Source organism: Streptomyces sp. NPDC104371, from assembly GCF_055583785.1.
In genome coordinates this window covers 136,962-152,351 of the sequence record NZ_JBVJNF010000003.1, presented here as the reverse complement: position 1 = coordinate 152,351, position 15,390 = coordinate 136,962, and the positions used below count along the sequence as shown (strand labels likewise).

The 15,390-nt window shown below is 72.6% G+C and carries 12 protein-coding genes; 6 read left to right on the top strand and 6 right to left on the bottom strand.

The features are described from left to right. Window positions 1-7: 7 nt before the first annotated feature. The 3 genes from ACZ60T_RS11355 to ACZ60T_RS11345 form a co-directional block, all read right to left on the bottom strand. Window positions 8-199 (bottom strand): hypothetical protein, encoded by a 192-nt coding sequence (locus ACZ60T_RS11355; RefSeq protein WP_469665680.1) that lies wholly within the window; start codon window positions 197-199, stop codon window positions 8-10. A gap of 179 nt (window positions 200-378) precedes the next feature. Continuing rightward, window positions 379-789, bottom strand: coding sequence for a hypothetical protein (locus tag ACZ60T_RS11350; protein WP_469665679.1), 411 nt, complete (start codon window positions 787-789; stop codon window positions 379-381). A gap of 21 nt (window positions 790-810) precedes the next feature. Next, window positions 811-1,704, bottom strand: coding sequence for a LysR family transcriptional regulator (locus tag ACZ60T_RS11345; RefSeq protein ID WP_469665678.1), 894 nt, complete (start codon window positions 1,702-1,704; stop codon window positions 811-813). A 93-nt stretch (window positions 1,705-1,797) separates the two neighbouring features. On the opposite strand from ACZ60T_RS11345, the gene ACZ60T_RS11340 reads away from it, so the two are divergent. After that, the gene (locus ACZ60T_RS11340) at window positions 1,798-2,073 is read left to right on the top strand and encodes a YciI family protein (protein ID WP_469665677.1); all 276 of its coding nucleotides are present in this window, start codon (window positions 1,798-1,800) and stop codon (window positions 2,071-2,073) included. A 37-nt stretch (window positions 2,074-2,110) separates the two neighbouring features. On the opposite strand, the gene ACZ60T_RS11335 is transcribed toward ACZ60T_RS11340, so the two are convergent. After that, on the bottom strand, window positions 2,111-2,707 hold the full coding sequence (locus tag ACZ60T_RS11335) for a hypothetical protein (RefSeq protein WP_469665676.1): 597 nt from the start codon (window positions 2,705-2,707) through the stop codon (window positions 2,111-2,113). A 147-nt stretch (window positions 2,708-2,854) separates the two neighbouring features. Between ACZ60T_RS11335 and ACZ60T_RS11330 the strand changes: the two genes are divergently transcribed. The 5 genes from ACZ60T_RS11330 to ACZ60T_RS11310 are packed head-to-tail and all read left to right on the top strand — an operon-like array spanning window position 2,855 to window position 12,936. Continuing rightward, the gene (locus tag ACZ60T_RS11330; RefSeq protein ID WP_469665675.1) at window positions 2,855-6,226 is read left to right on the top strand and encodes a DUF4132 domain-containing protein; all 3,372 of its coding nucleotides are present in this window, start codon (window positions 2,855-2,857) and stop codon (window positions 6,224-6,226) included. Next, entirely contained in the window at window positions 6,223-7,338 is a 1,116-nt protein-coding gene (locus ACZ60T_RS11325) for an AAA family ATPase (protein ID WP_469665674.1), read from the top strand. The genes ACZ60T_RS11330 and ACZ60T_RS11325 overlap by 4 nt, the downstream gene beginning before the upstream one ends. Beyond that, complete coding sequence (locus ACZ60T_RS11320; RefSeq protein ID WP_469665673.1) at window positions 7,338-9,671, top strand: DUF5682 family protein; 2,334 nt, start codon at window positions 7,338-7,340, stop codon at window positions 9,669-9,671. The genes ACZ60T_RS11325 and ACZ60T_RS11320 overlap by 1 nt, the downstream gene beginning before the upstream one ends. Then, on the top strand, window positions 9,668-10,873 hold the full coding sequence (locus tag ACZ60T_RS11315; protein WP_469665672.1) for a VWA domain-containing protein: 1,206 nt from the start codon (window positions 9,668-9,670) through the stop codon (window positions 10,871-10,873). The genes ACZ60T_RS11320 and ACZ60T_RS11315 overlap by 4 nt, the downstream gene beginning before the upstream one ends. Further along, window positions 10,870-12,936: a hypothetical protein gene (locus ACZ60T_RS11310; protein WP_469665671.1), complete on the top strand. Its 2,067-nt coding sequence runs from the start codon at window positions 10,870-10,872 to the stop codon at window positions 12,934-12,936. The genes ACZ60T_RS11315 and ACZ60T_RS11310 overlap by 4 nt, the downstream gene beginning before the upstream one ends. A 60-nt stretch (window positions 12,937-12,996) precedes the next feature. Here ACZ60T_RS11310 and ACZ60T_RS11305 read toward each other — a convergent pair whose 3' ends face one another. Then, window positions 12,997-13,881: a peptidoglycan-binding protein gene (locus ACZ60T_RS11305; protein WP_365627851.1), complete on the bottom strand. Its 885-nt coding sequence runs from the start codon at window positions 13,879-13,881 to the stop codon at window positions 12,997-12,999. Next, entirely contained in the window at window positions 13,881-15,389 is a 1,509-nt protein-coding gene (locus ACZ60T_RS11300; protein WP_469665670.1) for a DUF6519 domain-containing protein, read from the bottom strand. The genes ACZ60T_RS11305 and ACZ60T_RS11300 overlap by 1 nt, the downstream gene beginning before the upstream one ends. Between the last annotated feature and the right edge of the window lies 1 nt (window position 15,390).

Genomic DNA, 15,390 nt, shown 5'->3' with positions numbered 1-15,390 from the left:
CCGACCTTCAAAGCCTGGTGTCGGCGGGACTGACGGTCCGCGATCCAAGGTGGCAAGCTCCTCGGCCAGGTCGTAGGACGCCGTGGTGTTCGGCGATCAGGTCGCAGGCCATGTGCAGGGCGGAAAGCATGCCGCGGCCGAGCAGGTCGATCTTGACGAGGCCCGCCTCCTCCACGTCCTCCTTGTCACCCTGCAGCACGCTGCGGTCCTCGGCGGTGGTCCACTACAGGCATCACCTCGCCGATCGGACGGCAGGTGAGGACCATGCCGCCGGACTGCACGCCGAGATGGCGGGGCAACCCGGCTAGGGCCTTTCGCGTACGTCGGCGGGTATGTCGGCGTCCTCGCCCGGGGGCTCGTGGTGCTGGATGTGCCGGGTCATCTCGTCGATCTGGCCGGTCGGACAGTGAAGCGCGCGGGCGGAGTCGCGGACGGCGAGCCGGGGGGCGGTACGTGATGATGTCGGCGACCTGGGCGGCGTGGCTGCGGCACCCCAGCGCTCGTACCGTACTGGATGACCTCCTCGCGGCGGACGTTCTCGAAGTCGATGTCGATGTCCGGGGTCTCGGCCCGCTCCAGGGACAGGAACCGTTCGAGGAGCAAGGTGCTTGATCGGGTCGACGCGAGCAGCTCGATGAGCGCCACGAGGCGGCGTACGTTGGTCTCGGGGCAGCCGGTGAGGACCGCCAGATGCCCGTCCCTTACGACCTTGGCGAACCGCGCCGGGTCGTGCACCGGCCGTTGCTTGGCGCCGGCGAGCTGGGCCGGTGACCCGGCGCGGTTCGCCAAGGGGGTGGAGGTCCTCGTGGCTCAGGAGGAGTGAGGCTGGGCTGGTGTCGGGAGCAGGCGTTCCCACAGGGTGCCCGTACGGGCGGCCAGGGCCAGGACTTCGTGCGGCGGGTCAGGGGCTATGGCCCGCCACGCCAGATCGCTGTCGTCCGCGACCAGCGCACGGGGGCGCAGGGCGACCAGGTCGGGGTGGGTGAGCAGGGCGTGCCGGAACAGGGTGTGGCCGGCGTGGTCGTCCACGGTGATCGAGGGGGTCCAGCCGTGGGTACGCAGATGCGCGAGCACGGCGGCGGCGTAGCCGGGGGCGCGGTTCCGGGAGAACCACAGCAGCCGCAGGTCGGTCAGGTCGGCCCAGGCGAGGGTGGGGCGTTCGGCGAGGGGGTGCCGTCGGTCCAGCACGATGCCCAGTGGTTCGTCGCTCAGGACGTACGTGGTCAGACCACCGGCGTCGACCGGAGGACGCAGCACACCGAGGTCCAGTCGGCCGGTGCGCAGCAACTCGGCCTGCCGGTACGAGTCGACGGGCTCGTAGGCGAGGTCGAGCGGGCGGCCCGCGGTGGCCAGCTCCTCGACGCGGGCGAGTACGGACCGGGACACGCCGCGGCACAACCCCACGCGGGTCGGCAGGGGTTGCTCACGGGCCAGGGCGAGGCCCGCGCGCAGCTCGTCGGTGGCCCGGTCGAAGCTGTCGAGCAGGACACGGCCGGCCGCGGTGAGCCGCATGCCCTGCGCGGTGCGCTCGAACAGCCGCGTACCGACCCGGCGTTCGAGCGCGGCGAGCTGCTGGCTCAGGCTCGGCTGCGCGATATGGAGGCGGCGCGCCGCCCCGGTGACGGTGCCCGCCTCGGCGATCGCGGCGGCATAGCGCAGGTGCCGGAGCTCTATCTCCGGGAATCGGTTCACGGCACGGCTCACGGCGCCCTCCACATGCGGATATAGGGATCAGCCTATGGGGTCGCCGCACATGGGTCTTGGCCACACCCGCCTTCGGGTCTGTTGGATGAGTCCATGTTCCTCATCACGTTCACATACCGTGCGCCGCTGGCGACCATCGACAAGCTCAAGGACGAGCACTACACGAACCCGGCCGGGCTGTTCGGACAAGGAATGGTCCGCCTGGCCGGACGCATGGAACCACGCACCGGGGGCCTGGTCATCGCCGAAGGGTCACGCGAGGCGGTCGAGGCCGCGGTGGCGTCCGACCCGTTCGTCCTCGCGGGCGCGGCCGAGGCGCGGATCGTGGAGTTCCATCCCACCTGGGGGGACCTCGCGACACCGGCCTGATCGGGGCGGGCGAGCCGGGCCGTGGAGCGACGCGCGGTCAGAACTTGCCCATCTGTTCCTCCGTGCGGTGCCCCAACCGGTGGCCGAACTCCGCCTGGAACTCGGCGGAGAGCGGCGGCCAGCCCCAGAAGTCGAAGGCGAGCGCGCCCAGCGCGAAGTTGGTGTCCCACTCCCACTCGGTGACCGGGACCGAGGCACCGCACGTGGCACAGGGGGCGCTGCCCTCGCCCGTCTCCTTCCAGGCGGTGATGCCGTCGCCGAACGGCTGCCAGACCGCCCTGTCCGCCTCGAACCTCTCGGGGTAGTCGATGACGACGGTCCTGGTGTCGCAGCGCGGGCAGACGGCGTACTCCGCCTCGGCCATGCCCTGGCCCCCGACGTGGGAGTCCCGCCCGACGACGACGGCCACGGGGCCCGGCCACCAGCCCAGGTCGGCCGGATTCCCGGTGGCGCGCGCCCAGTTCGGGCCCGGCACATGGCCCTCGTCCACGCTCAGGCTGTACATCGCGTCACCGGACATCTCGCGCGTGATCACACCCTCGGCGACCATCCAGTCCACCATCCGTTCCGCGAGCGGCCCGGCCTCCTCCGCGGTCACCTCGAGGTCGACGATCCGCTCGAAGAAGTCACCCATCGTTCCCCCGCTCCTCCCGGTCGATGCGGAACCCATGATGCCCCCTCGACCGGCGGCACGGAGGCGTTGTCAGTGGGCCCGTTTACTGTGACAGCCAACTGATCTTCAAGGGTTCGATCCGGCCACGGAGTCGGCGGAGGAGGGGCTGTGGAGCGCTGGGAGTCGGCCGGTGACGGCTCGGTGCGGGACGCGTCCGAGGGCGTGGTGTTCCCCGACGAGGACACGTTCGAGATGCCGTCCGCGTGGCGGCAGTTGGTCCAGCCGAGGCGCGGCGGGATCCGGCGGAACGTCAGCGGGCCGAGCGCCGAGGCCGAGGGCCTGGTGGCGGGGCGGTTGGCGGAGGAGCGGGGCTGGGTCGAGGCGATGCTCTCCGCTCCGCAGAGCGACCCGCGGATCGTGGAGGCCACGCGCGCGCATCTGAACGGCGCTCCGGATCCGCTGGGCGCGGCTGCCCTGGCGCATCTGACGATGCACTATCAGCTTCCCGACGGCATCTTCGTGGACGCCTGGGTCCGCGCCCACGGCATGGCGTTCGCGGCGCGGGCGGTGGTGGAGTACTTCGAGACCGTGGCCCACTACCTGCAGTACGGGGGACGGCGGGAGGATCCCTGGCTCGGGACGCTGGCCCAGAGTGACCATGTGGACCACTACTGGGCGGTCGCGTTCGCCGACCGGATGCGTGCCCTGCTGTCGGTGGCGGACGAGGACGCCTACCGGGAGACGGTCGCCGCGCTGGCGCGATGCCGGGACAGCGTGCGCCGCCGGATCCTCGTGTCCTGTCTGGTCCCCGCTGAGCGGGACTGGCTCGCCGAGGTCTGCGCGCACCCGGTCCCGGACGACCCCACGCTCCGCGTCATGCTGCTGGGTTCGCTCGACTCCCCGGACCAGATCGCGTGTTTCGGCGGCCGGATCGACCTGCACGCGAACACCTGGACGCTGTCGCTGATCGCCACGCTCGCCGAGGGCGTGGGCAAGGCCTGTGCGCCCCTGCTGGAGGAGGCCATCGACCGCGTCTACGGCTCCGACCGGGTCAAGGCCATGGCCGGCGCCCTGGTGGAGTTGCCGACGGACGACGCCTTCCGGATCCTGCTGGACCGCGTCGAGGACAAGCACGTACGCCCGTATCTGCTGGAGGCGATGCGCCGCTACCCCGTCCGCGGCCTGCGGCTGCTGGGCGCGGCGGCGGTCGGCGACGCCCCGTACGCCGCGACGGCCGAGCGGTTGCTGGCCTCGCATGTCCTGGCCCGCCCCGACCTCGCGGCGGCCACGCTGCCCGGCCTTCCGGCCGAACTCACCGCCCTCGTCGAGCCGTTGCTCTCCCGCGCCGACCGGCTGCCGGAGGCCCCGGCCGAGGCGCTTCCCGCGCTGCTGGTCAGCCCGCCGTGGACGAAGAAGCGCACGTCCCGCAAGGCCCGCGTCGCGGATGTGGCGCCGGGGACCGTGCCCTCGCAGGTGATCTGGAAGCCGGGCGAGCAGGAGGCCTGGGCGACCGCGGAGTCCTGGTACAGCAGGTGGCGCAGTGGCTACGGCTGGGCCAACGAGATCAAGTCGCTTCAGCAGGGCGGGAAGCTGAGGGACATCCGGGAGGTCCGGCTGTTCGTCGTCGGTGACGAGGAGGTCGTACGTCCGCTGCTCGCCGCCTGCGATCCGAAGGACTGCTGGGACGGCGAGAACGCGCTCAAGCCGGTGGCGGCGCGGTTCGGGGTGGACGCGCTCCCGCTGCTGCTGCGCACGGCTCCCCGGCACCCCGCCACGCTGGGGCCGCTGCTCCTGCCGTATGTGGACGCCGGGGTCGCCGGGCAGTTGTGCGACTGGCTGGCGCGTCTGAAGTCCATGGACGCCACGGCCCGTGCCTGGCTGGCGCGGCACGGCCTGGCGGCCGTCCCCGCCCTCGTCCCGCATGCGGTGGGTCCGGTCGGTACGGCGCGCCGCGGTGCCGAGAGGGCACTGCGGATCCTGGCGACCGCCCATGGCGACGAGGCGGTACTGCGGGCCGCCACCGGATGCGGGCAGGAGGCGTCCGACATCATCGCGGAGCTGCTGGCCACCGACCCGCTGGAGAGCGCCCTTCCGGCCCGTATGCCGACCGTCGGCGCCTGGGCGGTCCCCGCGCTGCTGCCGCAGATCCTCCTCGAAGAGGGCGGTGCGCTGCCCGACGACGCGGTACGCCATGTGCTCACCATGCTGGCGTTGTCCAAGCCCGGCGAGGCCTACCCCGGTCTGGACGTACTGACCGCGCACTGCACCCGTGACTCCCTCGCCACGTTCGCCTGGGGGCTGTTCGAGCAGTGGCGGCTCGCCGGTATGCCCGCCAAGGACAGTTGGGCGCTGCACGCCCTCGGTCGGTTCGGTGACGACGAGACCGTGCGCCGTCTCACTCCGTTGGTGCGCGCCTGGCCCGGCGAGGCGGCGCACCACCGCGCCGTGGAAGGCCTGAACGTCCTCGCGGCGATCGGTACGGACGTGGCGCTGATGCATCTGCACGGCATAGCCCAGCGGGTGCCGTTCAAGGCCCTGAAGGTCCGCGCCCAGGAGAAGATCGCCGAAGTCGCGGAGCAACTGGGGCTCACCAGCGAGCAGTTGGGCGACCGTCTCGTCCCCGACCTCGGTCTCGACGCGAGTGGCAGCACGGTCATCGACTACGGCTCCCGCCGCTTCACCGTCGGCTTCGACGAGCAACTGCGCCCCTACGTCCTGGACGACACCGGCAAGCGCCGCAAGGCCCTGCCGACCCCCGGCGTCAAGGACGACCCGGAGCTGGCACCGGCCGAGCGCAAGCGGTTCGCCGCGCTGAAGAAGGACGTTCGCACCATCGCCGCCGACCAGGTGCGGCGCCTCGAAGCGGCGATGGTGGCCGGGCGCGCTTGGAGCATGGGCGAGTTCCGGGAACTGTTCGTGTCCCATCCGCTGCTGTGGCATCTGGTCCGCCGTCTGGTCTGGCTCAGCGAGGTGGACGGTGAGGTGACGGCGTTCCGGGTGGCGGAGGACCGTACGTTCGCCGATGTCGACGACGACGAGCTGAAGATCCCCGATACGGCGAGTGTCCGCGTGGCGCACGCGCTGCACTTGGGCCAGGAGCTGGACGCCTGGTCGGAGCTGTTCGCCGACTACGAGATCCTCCAGCCGTTCCCGCAGCTCGGCCGCCCGGTGTTCACGCTCACCGAGGAGGAAGCGGCGGGGCATCGGCTGACCCGGTTCGAGGGTGCCACCGTGCCCGTCGGCAAGCTGCTCGGCCTCACCAAGCGCGGCTGGCAGCGCGGCGCACCGCAGGACGCGGGCGTGGAGTGCTGGTTCCACCGGCCGATCGACGAGAACCGCTACCTCGTCATCGGGCTGGACGAAGGCATCGCCGTCGGCGCGGTCGACATGTTCCCCGACCAGACCTTCGAGACCGTCTGGCTCGACACCGCGCCGGGCGACTACTGGCAGAGCCGCGAGTACGCGCTGCGCCTCGGTGACCTCGATCCGGTCATGGCCTCCGAGCTGCTCGTCGATCTCACCGAGGTGACCGCCAAGTGACCGCGCCCGCCGTCGCCGAACCCGGTGCCCGTGAGGAACTGCTGCAACGCCCGCCCGCCGAGGTCCGTCACGCCGACGAACTCGCCGCCCTGCGCGCGGCGGACGAGGACCCCCGGCCGCCGGGCTGGCAGCTCAGTCTGCGTGCCGCCCGCCGCTTCGTCGTCGGTGACGAACGCGCCGGGATCAGCCGCAAGTTCGTCGGCAACGTCTCTCTGGTGGAGCGGGCCCTGGTGACCCTGGCCACCCATCGCGGCCTGATGCTCGTAGGCGAGCCGGGCACGGCCAAGTCGCTGCTGTCGGAGCTGATCGCGGCGGCCGTCAGCGGCAGTTCCGCGCTCACCGTGCAGGGCGGCGCGGCCACCACCGAGGACCAGATCAAGTACGGGTGGAACTACGCCCTGTTGGTCTCCGAAGGGCCCTCCACCCGCTCGCTGGTGCCCGCGCCCATGCTGCGCGGGATGGCCGAGGGGCGGATCGTGCGCTTCGAGGAGATCACCCGCTGCCCGCTGGAGGTGCAGGACTGCCTGCTGTCCCTGCTGTCCGACCGGGTCATCGCCGTCCCCGAGCTGGACGGGCCGCAGGGCATGGTCTTCGCCCGTCAGGGGTTCAACGTCATCGCCACCGCCAACACCCGTGACCGGGGCGTCAACGAGATGAGCGCCGCGCTCAAACGGCGCTTCAACTTCGAGACGGTCTTCCCCATCCCCGACTTCGACACCGAGCTTGCCCTGGTCGAGGTCGAGGCCACGGCGCTGCTGCGGCAGTCCGGGGTCGAACCGGCGCCGCGCCGGGACGTGTTGGAGGTCCTGGTCGGCACCTTCCGCGAGCTGCGCGCGGCGGGGCAGCGACAGGGACAGAGCGAGCGGATGAACACCGTGATGAGCACCGCCGAGGCGGTGTCCGTCGCGCACGCGGTGGGGGTGCGCGGCTGGTTCCTGCGCGGGGAGCCGGGCGACGCCGCCGACGTGGTCGCGAGCCTCGCGGGGACCGCCGCCAAGGACAGCCCGGAGGATCTCGCCCGGCTGCGCCGCTTCCTGGAGCAGGAGGTGGCGCGCCGACCGGGACCCCAGTGGCGGGCCCTGCACGACGCGCGCCATCTGCTGGCCGACTGATGTCTCCCGCCGCCGCCGACTCCGTCGTCCTCCTCGGCGTACGTCACCACTCGCCCGCCTGCGGCCGTCTGGTCGCCCGCACCATCGAGACGCTGCGGCCCGCGTACGTCCTGGTGGAGGGACCGGCGGACATGAACGACCGGCTGGACGAGCTGCTGCTCGGACACCGGCTGCCGATCGCCGTGTTCAGTCACTACCGGGACGAGAGCCGGGTCGCCACCTCGTGGGCTCCGCTGTGCGACTACTCCCCCGAGTGGATCGCTGTGCGGGAGGGCCGCGCCCACGGTGCCGAGGTGCGGTTCATCGACCTGCCGGCCTGGCATCCGGCGTTCACCGAGCGCGCCGACCGGTACGCCAATCGCTATGCCGACGCCGAGGCCCGGTACGCGGAGGCGACGGCGCGGCTGTGCGAGCACTTCGGCGTGGAGTCGGTGGACGCGCTGTGGGACGGGCTGTTCGAGGTCACCGAACCTGACGGGGCCACCGAACCGGGCGGTACCTCTGGACCGGGTGGAATCGCCGAACGCCTTGACGCGTACTTCGCGTTGGTGCGCGGGGACGCCGAGGCGGATGCGGGGGACCGGGTGCGCGAGGAGTACATGGCGTCCTGGGTACGCGCCGCGGCGGCGCATGCCGGGGGCCGCCCGGTGCTGGTGGTGACCGGCGGCTTCCACCAGCCCGCCCTGCGCACCCTGTGGCGCCGGGAGGGCCCGTCGGACTGGCCGTCGGTGCCGCGGCCACCCGAGGGTGCGCTCGGCGGCAGCTTCCTGGTCCCGTACTCCTTCCGGCAGTTGGACGCCTTCGCCGGGTACCGCTCCGGTATGCCCTCGCCCGGCTACTACCAGCACCTGTGGGAAGCGGGGCCGCGGGCGGCGGCCCAGGGGCTGCTGCGCTCGGTCGCCGAGCGACTGCGGGCCCGCGGGATCCCGGTGTCCACGGCCGACCTGATCGCCGCGCGCGGTCTGGCCCAGGGGCTGGCCCTCCTGCGCGGCCATCCCCGCGAGACCCGGGTGGACGTCCTGGACGGCCTCGCCGGTGCGTTGATCAGCGACGACCTGGACTGTCCACTGCCCTGGACCACGCGCGGCACGCTCGACGCGGGCAGCCATCCGGTCGTGGTGGAGATGATCGCCGCGTGCTCCGGTGCGGCGGAGGGCCTGCTGCACCCCGATACACCGCTGCCACCGCTGGTGCACGAGGTGACGGAGCTGCTCGCCCGCCTGGGAGTGGGCGACGATCCGGTGACTCTGGACCTCACTTCGGCGAACGACCTGACGATCAGTCAGACTCTTCACCGGCTAAGGGTGTTGGGCATACCCGGCGTCACCCGGGTCTCGGGCCCGGCCGACGGTGCCGATCCGGTGTTCAGCGAACGCTGGGAGCCCGGACCGGTGAGCGGTCGTGAGGCCGCGCTCATCGAGGCCGGTGCGTACGGGGCGCGGTTGGACGAGGCGGCGTCGGTGGCGCTCGGCGAACGGCTGCGCGCGGCGGGTACGGAGGCAGGGCCGCTGGCCGGGCTGCTGTTCGACACGGTGCTGTGCGGAGTGGGCCCGCTCTGCGAGGAGTTGCTGGGGACCCTGGCGGCTCAGGTGGGGCAGGTGCCGGAACTGGGGCCGGTGGGCGAGGTGTTGGGGGCGGCGCTGGGCCTGTGGCGCCATGACCGGATCTTCGGCGTGGCCCGCGATCGGCTGCTGGGCGCCGTGGTGTCGGGTGCGGTGGAGCGGGTGTTCTGGCTGGTGGAGGGGGTGCACGGCGGATCCGGGGTGGACTTCGCACGGCTGCGCGCGCTGGTGGCCGCCCGGGACGCCCTGCTGCACGCGCCGGAACTGCTGTCGGTCACCCGGCAGTCCGCCACCGAGGCCGCAACCCGTATCGGCCGGGACCTCCGCGCCCCTGCGGATCTGCGGGGTGCCGCCGTCGGACTGCGCTGGGCGCTCGGCGCCCCGGACGACCCGGCGGCGACCGCGCGGGCCCTCGCCTCCGCCCCTTCGGACACCCTCGGTGACTGGCTGGCCGGACTGTTCGCACTGGCCCGGGACGAGGTGGCGCACGGCGAGGGGTCCCTGGTCGACGTGGTGGACGGCATCGTCTCGGTACTGCCCGAGGACGACTTCCTCACCGGTCTGCCCGCGCTCCGACAGGCCTTCGCCTTCTTCCCGCCCCGCGAACGGGAGCGCATCGCGGAACGCCTGCTGGAGCGGCGCGGCAGACAGGGATCGGCACGCACCCTGCTCCGCACGACCGCCGACCCACTGCTACTGGCCCGCGCCAGGGCCCTGGAGGAGAACGTGACCCGCCTCCTCGACCGTCACGAACTGAGGACGCCACGGTGAGCTCCCCCTCCCCTACCCCGAACCCGACGCCGGGCCCCGACCCGCACCTCACCCCCGACCCCACCCTGGAGCGCTGGCGGTTGATCCTCGGGTCCGCTGCCGAGCGTTGTACCGGCTCGCTTCAGGGGGCCGCGCTCGCTCGTGATGTCGCACTGGAGTGGCTGTACGGTCGTGACGAGGATCAGCGGCGTCGTGGGGTGCGTCGTGGGGCGGTGGGCGATGCGCGTCAGGGTGGTACCGGGCCCTCGCAACTGACCCCGGTGGACTGGCTCGACGACATCCATCGGCTCTTCCCCAAGGAGACCGTGGAGCGGCTGGAGCGCGATGCCGTCGAGCGGTACGAGATCCACGAGATCGTCACCGATCCGGACGTCCTCGCCCGTGTCGAGCCCAACCAGACCCTGCTCCGCGCCGTCCTGCGCACCAAGCACCTGATGAACCCCGACGTACTGGCGCTGGCCCGGCGCATCGTCGAGACGGTGGTGAACCAACTCCTGGAGCGCCTGCGCCCGGAGGTCCGCCGGGCCTTCACCGGCTCCCGCTCCCGGCGCCCCAGCCGACTGCCCCTGGCCCGCGACTTCGACTTCAAGAGCACCGTCCGGGCGAACCTCTCCCACTACCAGCCGGCGGAACGCCGCATCCTGATCCAGCGACCGCACTTCCACTCCCGTACCCGCCGCCACCTCGAACAGTGGCAACTGGTGCTGCTGGTGGACCAGTCGGGGTCCATGGTCGGATCGGTCATCCACTCCGCCGTGACCGCCGCCTGTCTGTGGAACCTGCCGGGTCTGAAGACCCACCTCATCGCGTTCGACACCGAGGTCGTGGACCTGACGAGCGACGTGACCGACCCGGTGGACCTGCTGATGAAGGTCCAGCTCGGCGGCGGCACCGACATCGCGCGCGCCGTCGACTACGGTGCCGGACTGGTCGAGAACCCCCGGCGTGCCGTCGTCGCCGTGATCTCCGACTTCTACGAGGGCGGGGACCCCTATCGCCTGGTCCGCACCGTGCGCGGCCTGGTCGAGCAAGGGAGCACCGTGCTGTGTCTGGCCGCGCTGGACGAGGAGGCCGATCCCGTCTACGACCGGGACCTCGCGGGACGGCTCGCGCGGGCCGGGGCGCATGTGGGGGCGATGACACCGGGGCATCTCGCCGAGTTCGTCGCCGAGAAGGTCGGCGGGACGGGGCAGGGCCGATGACCCGCGCCGACCTGCGGGCGCTGACGCCCGAGACCCTCGCCGCCCTCGCCAACCGGGGCCTCGTCAAGCGCGCCGAGAAGGACCTCGCGGCGGGCTCCGGCCCGGAGGTGACCACCGCCGCCGACGGCGCGGTGCACGGCGTCTTCCCCGACGGCACCACGACCGTACTGCCCGCGGGCGTGGGCCTGGACGCCGCCGACTGCTCCTGCGGCGCGGCGGGGGTGTGCCGCCACCGCCTCGCGCTGGTGCTCGCCTACCAGCGCAGGCCCAGCACCACCACCGTCGCCAATGAACCCGACGGACCGCCCGCATCGGTCCAACCGGCCGCCGCCGAGCGCGTGTTCGTCGACTGGTCCCCCGGTGAGTTCGACGACGAGACGCTCACCGCGTCCCTGGGCCGACCCGCGCTGACCGCCGCGCGGCGGGTCCTGGACCGCGGCTACACCGCCCGACTGCACCGCGCCCACCCCGAGGACCCGATCCCCCGGGTCGAACTGCCCACCTGCACCGTCAGCTTCCCGGTCCCCCACGAGCTGGGCTACGCCCTCACCGACGCGGTCGGTGCGCTGCGCGGCGAGGTCGTGGCCCTGGCGGTCTGGGCCTTCCGCACGGCAGACGCGGGAAATACGGCAGACACCGAGCAGACCACATACGTGACCGTCGGCGGCCCAACCGCCGCCACAGCCACAGCCACCACGCCCACCGACGCCCGCGGCGACGACGCGCTGCGCGCCGCCCTCGCCCTCACCGACGACCTCCTCCTGGACGGCGTCCAACAGGCGGGCCCCGTCTTCGCCGCCTCCCTCCGTCGCTGCCACAAGGCGCTGACCGCCGCCTCCCGGCACTGGCCCGCCGGGGCGGTGGCCGAGCTACGCGAGCAGGTCGACGCGCACGCCGCGCGCAGCGCCCACTACGACCCGGCGCGCTTCGCCCTGCTGCTCACCGAACTCCACGCCCGCCACCGCGCCGCCGAACGCGACCCGGTCGGTGTCCTCGGCACCAAGGAGGCCCCGACGACCCCGCTGCGCCGGGTCCGTCTGGTGGCGCTCGGCTGCCGGGTCAGCGGCACCGCCCAGGACCGTACCGCCGAGACCTTCTTCGCCCACGCCGACGCCGGAGTCACCCTGGTCCTGCGCAAGCGCTGGGAGTTGACGGAGGGTCAGGACCTCACCGGACACGACCTGTCCGCGCGCCGTCTGCTCAACTCCCCGCTGCGCGCGCTCGCCACGGCGAACGTCGTGAGCGAGCACACGTCCCGCGCCGCGGACCGTACGGTCACCATCTCGCGAGGCCGGATCGCCGCCACCAGCGTCACCCCGGTCGGCTCCGCCTGGACGGAGCTGCCCGCCACCCTGCTGGTCCGGGACGTGGCGGCGCATCTGCGGGCCATCGGCGACCGGCCGCCGCAGCTCATCCGCCCGCGCGTGGCGGCGGAGTCCGTACGGGTGGTCGCGGTCGCCGTCGTGGGGTCGATCGGCTACGACCCCGCCGGACAGGTACTGGAAGCGGTGCTCCACGATCCGGCGGGCAACGAGGTGCTGGTCCGGGCCGCGTACAACCCGCTGTGTCCGGGCGGTCTGGACGCGCTCGCCGCCGCGCTCGGCGACGAGGACGTCCGCTGCGTCAGCGGCATGCTGACCCGCGCCCACGGCCGCGTCGTACTGGAGCCGCTGGCCGTGCTGACCTCCTCCGGTGTGGTCGTCCCCGACCTCGCCCCCGGGGACGGCACCACCGCGCTCGCCACGACCTCGCCCCGCCCGGCCGATCCGATCACGGCGGCACTGGAGTCCGCACTGGCCACCCTGGCCGACGCGGCCCACCAGGGCCTGCGCCGCCTGTCCGCCCCCGCCCGCACCGTCCTGACGGACAGCGCCGACCGACTGCACCGCATCGGCCTGCACACCGCCGCACAACGCCTGCGCGAGGTGGACGCGTTGCTCCGACGCGAGGGAGCCGTCGCGGCCGTCCCCGCGTGGGTGGACGCGTCCATCCACCTGGCCGTGAGCCTGGAGACGCACGCGAGTCACGCCGACCACCCGGGCGAGCAGGCGACGAACCGCTGAACGAGCGCCCCGGCGGCGCCAGTTGACCACGTACGCGAGCGACACCGGGGCGCGGCGCTCTCAACCGCTCGCCGGAACCTTCAACTTGTCCCAGCTCTTCTTGCCCGGGATGCCGTCCGCGTCCTTGCCCGAGTAGCCGAGCTTGCGCTGCCAGGCGGCGTAGGACGTACGGTCGGCCTCGGTCCACTCGGGGCCGGGCCCCTTCGTGTAGCGGCCGCAGCCCTCGGCGACGAGCCTGCGGCCCATGGCGGTGACGAGAGGCGACTTCTGCCCGACGTGGAAGAAGGAACTGCCGGGGAACGGCGCGTACTTCGGCTTGGGCGCGGGCGTGCCCGGGTCCTTGCCGCCGCCCTTCCCGGCCAGCCGGTCGGCGATGCGCTGCCGCATCGAGTCCATGGTGAAGCCGCGCGGGTCCTGCTTGCCCGGCTGCCACTCCAGGTGTCCGATGACGGAGCGCTGCGTCCAGCCGTGGTGGCGGCAGATCGCGGCGGAGACCTTCTCGATGGCCTCCTTCTGCGCTTCCGGCCAAGGGTCCTTGCCGTCACCGAGGTTGATGCACTCGAAGCCGTAGAAGTGCGGGTTGCCGTCGACGTTGGCCTGGTTGTCGGTCGGCAGCTTCGTCTCGTTGATGACCGCCCGCAGTACGTCGTTGTCGCCGAGCCCCGCGTGGTTGGCGCGGCCGTTGCCGACGAGGTGGACCTGGCCCTGCTTGTCGATCACCCCGTGGCACAGGGGACCGGGCAGGCCGGAGTAGCCGTCGTAGCAGAGGTTCACGGAGCTGTCGGTGCCCGAGGTGACGGTGTGATGGATCATCACTCCGTTCACGGGCCCCCAGGCTCCCTTGGAGTTGCGGTTGTGGTGGCGCCAGTCGCGTACCTCGTGGACGGTCAGCCCCTCGGCGCGCAGGACCTCCAGCAGCTTCGACGCGCTCATCGGCGTAGCCATCACTTGTCTCCTTCCTCAGCGGTCCTCGCCGCTGCCTTGGTCCGTGAACGGCCGCGCGGAGCAGCCGACTTGGGTGCCTGCTCGACCGGGTGTAGCTCTGCGGCCAGCGGGCCGAAGGCGTACCGCAGGTCGACGGTGTCGCCCTCGCCCGTGATCAGGGCCAGCGGGGCGAAGTGCCGGGCGATGCCCGCGGGGGTCTGAAGCAGCGGGCGGCGTGCGGCATCGGTGGCCCACTCGACGCCGCCCGTGGCGGTACGGGCGGGGACCAGCCAGTGGTCGCCGGTCCGGTAGGCGCCGCCCTCGGCGAAGTAGATCTCGACACCGTCTTCCAACGGGATCCACTCCCCCTCGGTAACGGGCACCGCGCCGCCCTTCAGCGCCGTCGTGCGACCCTGGCGCCGGGGCCCGTCGTGGTGGTCCCAGCGGCGCAGCAACGGGTGCAGATGCGGAAGCCGTCCGACGCGCTGCTCCGGCTCGGCGGACAGCCGGACCCGGCGGCCGGGCAGGTCCAACTCCTCGACGCGCAGCAGCGGCTGGGCCTCCAGCCGCGAGGCGTGGGCGGTGTCGGTGAACTCGACCCGGTCGCCGACCTCCAGATCGAGCTTGGAGTCCAGGCCGAGACTCGCCAACTGCGCCCAGGTACCGTCGAGTTCGTCGACCGGGAACACCACCGAGCCGTTCTCCCGGGACCACTTGAAGGTGGCGTCCTCCGCCCCGCCGTCCGCGTGGACCTCCACCCGGTACAACTGGTTCTCCGGGCCTCGGTAATGGGCGTCGGGGTGGACCAAGCAGGGGTCGCCGTCGGCGTGTTCGGGCCGCTCACCGCGGGCGGCCAGATGGGCGGTGGGCGCCGACTCAGCCCGCGCCCACCCCTCGAACGCGTCACGGACGGCCCGCGGTGACGGCTTCGCGTCCTCGACGCCCAGCGCGGACAGGGTCACCGGCAGCACCTGCCAGACCACCTTGGTACGGACGGCGGTGTCGGGCAGCGCGGCGCCAAGAGCGACCTCGCGCAGCGCCGGGTCCTCGGCCGCGCAGACCGCCCGCTCCCACACCGTGAGGCAGACGACGAACGGCGACTGCGCGGGCGAGGGCAGCCGGTCGCCGGGCCGCTCCGGGTCACGGAAGCCGTCGGGCTGGTTCCAGTAGTCCCAGAAGTCGTCCGCCTCGGGGACGGGCGGCTCCTCGGCGTCGTCGTCCGGCACGGGGGTGCCCGGCGCCGGGCGGTCCGCGTCGCACAGGATGCCGTCGACGTAGTACCGGCCGCCGTGGATCCGCAGGGTGTCGAGGTCGTGCGTGCCGCCCCGGTACTCGATACGGAAGCCGGTGGCGCCGCTGGGTCCGCCGTGCCGTCCGATGAGGTCGGCGGCGAGGGTACGGGCCTGGTGGAGCTGTATCGCGGTCTGTTCGTTGAGGTCCGCGTCCAGTTGGACCCGGCCCTGCTGGGCGACGACCGCGGAGTAGTGCCGCTCCGGGCGGAAGGTGGAGCGCGAGAGATCAGCGTGCATA

Excerpts from the sequence above, each read along its gene's own strand:
- ACZ60T_RS11340 (WP_469665677.1), top strand. The coding sequence starts at position 1,798 with ATGTTCCTCATCACGTTCACATACCGTGCGCCGCTGGCGACCATCGAC.
- ACZ60T_RS11305 (WP_365627851.1), bottom strand. The coding sequence starts at position 13,881 with ATGGCTACGCCGATGAGCGCGTCGAAGCTGCTGGAGGTCCTGCGCGCC.
- ACZ60T_RS11300 (WP_469665670.1), bottom strand. The coding sequence starts at position 15,389 with ATGCACGCTGATCTCTCGCGCTCCACCTTCCGCCCGGAGCGGCACTAC.
- ACZ60T_RS11310 (WP_469665671.1), top strand. The coding sequence starts at position 10,870 with ATGACCCGCGCCGACCTGCGGGCGCTGACGCCCGAGACCCTCGCCGCC.
- ACZ60T_RS11320 (WP_469665673.1), top strand. The coding sequence starts at position 7,338 with ATGTCTCCCGCCGCCGCCGACTCCGTCGTCCTCCTCGGCGTACGTCAC.
- ACZ60T_RS11335 (WP_469665676.1), bottom strand. The coding sequence starts at position 2,707 with ATGGGTGACTTCTTCGAGCGGATCGTCGACCTCGAGGTGACCGCGGAG.